The organism is Moorena sp. SIO3I6 (genome assembly GCF_010672095.1).
On the sequence record NZ_JAAHHU010000751.1, the window covers coordinates 1 to 2,291 of the forward strand.

The 2,291-nt window shown below is 36.1% G+C and carries 3 protein-coding genes; all 3 read left to right on the forward strand.

Annotated features, from left to right (window positions below; all coding sequences use genetic code 11):
• The first annotated feature begins 380 nt into the window (after nt 1-380).
• The 3 genes from F6K49_RS42240 to F6K49_RS42250 all read left to right on the forward strand — a co-directional run bounded on the left by F6K49_RS42240 (nt 381) and on the right by F6K49_RS42250 (nt 1,892).
• Nucleotides 381-653: a hypothetical protein gene (locus F6K49_RS42240; protein WP_293057041.1), complete on the forward strand. Its 273-nt coding sequence runs from the start codon at nt 381-383 to the stop codon at nt 651-653.
• A gap of 410 nt (nt 654-1,063) precedes the next feature.
• The gene (locus F6K49_RS42245) at nt 1,064-1,336 is read left to right on the forward strand and encodes a hypothetical protein (protein WP_075895639.1); all 273 of its coding nucleotides are present in this window, start codon (nt 1,064-1,066) and stop codon (nt 1,334-1,336) included.
• Between the two features lie 268 nt (nt 1,337-1,604).
• A complete protein-coding gene (locus tag F6K49_RS42250) occupies nt 1,605-1,892 on the forward strand; it encodes a hypothetical protein (protein WP_075895637.1) in 288 nt (95 codons plus the stop codon).
• Nucleotides 1,893-2,291 lie beyond the last annotated feature (399 nt).

The following is a 2,291-nucleotide window of genomic DNA, read 5'->3' on the forward strand; positions in this document are numbered from 1 at the left end:
TAGTAAGCAAGAAAGCTTCTTCTTGACTCTTGAGCAAGGTGGCGTAACTGCTACTAAGTCTCAAGGTATTGGATTCTCTGCTATCCAGTAGTCATTAGTCAGGATATTTTCCTGATTAATTAACTTTTAAACCTGGGTGTATTCATATCTTAATAGAATATATTACCTTCAGTTCTATATGAACATGATTACACTCAGGTTTAGGTTTGATTGCTTCAGTTTTATAGCTTCAGGATAGTCAATAGCCAATAGTCATCTCAAACAAGGACTCAAGAGGTTAATTGCCAAATTGGCGAGACAAACATTTTGAAAATTGCTAGTTTAATTGGAGTGTAACCTAAACAGATTTATTAACACAAAATAAATTCTAAAATTAAATAATGATTATTTCTGATCTAAATCATTTAGAAACTATTGCTGAAGACCCCAAGGTTGTGGGTGGCTCTCACTACTCCCCACCTTACTACAACGATTTTGGATATAGCGGATCTATTAACGTCTATACCAACATTATAGGAAAGGTAGCTACGGTTAACGTCAACGCAGAGGCGTATGGGTACAAGACTTTTAGCAACATCAATGCCTATACGAGAGCTACTGATAATGGTTCCCACTCTAGTCTCAATGCAACGTCTGCTACTTCTTCTCATTAGTTCTTCTGATAAGCATTATTAAGAAAACTGCTTAGAGTAGTAGTTGAAACTTAAAGCTATCAATGCTCAAGTCTTTAAATATTGGCTTCTCCACAATAAGCCGTTAGTACTTAGTCACGAAAAGTTCCTGATTAAGTGATTGATAAATCAGGGTGTATTCATATCCCAATAGACTACATTAATTAAATTTAATTATCTATCAGGACGATTACACTCAGGTTTACCTTGAATCGAATCACTTCATTTTACTGGCTAACAAATAGTCAATCGCTATCTAGTTATCTAAAACCATAAATAACTAGATATATTTAAAAATCGGCGATAAAGTTATTTGAACTATGCCAGTTTAATTGGAGTACAAAATGACCAATAGGTCTAACACAGTAAACTACAAAGGAGAAAATTAACCAATGATTATTTCTGATCTAAATCATCTAGAGAATGCTGCTGAACAACCCAACGTTGTAGGTGCCTCCGGTTCCAAATTTTTTGGAGTTAATGGCTTCGTTAACGTAGGTGCCAACGTTTTCGGTAACACAGCAAGAGTTGATGGTCTTGCAGAAGCCTTTGGTCCAGGTACCTTCACCAACGTCCAGGGCGCTACCAGAACTGCTCCTGGTGCTTCTCAATCTACCCTACATGCAGTATCTGCTACTTCTTCACCCTTCTTCTTTTTCCACTAAAAAGAGTGATGGCTGAAATAGCCTAGAGTAGTAATTTTTGATTATTAAATGCTACGGAAAGATGCAAAAATTAGTAACATCTATCCGTAGCATTAATCACAATGGTAGCATTAACTTGTTGTTGATTGGTAGCGGAATTATTTTAAGCCATACTCACTTAAAATAATGCTTGCAATCTATATTTTAGTCGCTTTTATGTGTTATCAATTACAATTAAATGCTCCCGGGGAAAACTAACGATTATCTGATTTAAGCAGGAGAATCATTCATGAACATTTCTGAATTAGAATATTTCGAGCTGGAGGCAACAGACCACCCTATTTTAGGTGGTTTTGCTTTTACTTCTGCTGAAGCCTTCGCTGGTCCTGGCTTCGCTACCATTAATGGTGATGCCCATGCGTTTGGTCAGCATACCAATACTTCAGTAACAGGCTTTACCGATGTAGACCCGTTCTTTTCTCAAGGTAATGTAAGAGCTCATGCTACATCTAGGGATCCTTTTTTCTCGGGTAATTCTAGAAGCGACGCCTTTGCCATTTATGGTTTCATTGGGTAAATTAACAAATATATAGCCGCTTTCCAGCTCATAATCAATATTGCTTATTCTTTTAATGGAAAAGGCAATAGGCAAACTAGCAATAGTAACAAGGGCTTTAAGTTGTGCATCCCTTTTATGATACTGTTGTTCTAGATTATTGTTCCCTGAGTTTCAGGTTATTTTATCTCGAAAAATTAAATAAGTTTAGGGATTTTTTTTCTAAACAAAAATGTTTTTCACTTGTTCCATTAGTAGCAAAAAAAAATACGATTATGTTTCATAGTTTTCAGTTATGGACTTTACCTGGCTCATATAAAACGATGAAGTCTAGTGTTTCTGGAATTCAATCTGTATCGGAAGTAAATTCTGAGGGCTCAAGTACTATTAGTAATGCCATCAGCATCGATCCTGATTCCC

What these genes read in the sequence shown, in the direction of transcription:
- F6K49_RS42240 (WP_293057041.1), top strand. Translation starts at nt 381, where the DNA reads ATGATTATTTCTGATCTAAATCATTTAGAAACTATTGCTGAAGACCCC.
- F6K49_RS42245 (WP_075895639.1), top strand. Translation starts at nt 1,064, where the DNA reads ATGATTATTTCTGATCTAAATCATCTAGAGAATGCTGCTGAACAACCC.
- F6K49_RS42250 (WP_075895637.1), top strand. Translation starts at nt 1,605, where the DNA reads ATGAACATTTCTGAATTAGAATATTTCGAGCTGGAGGCAACAGACCAC.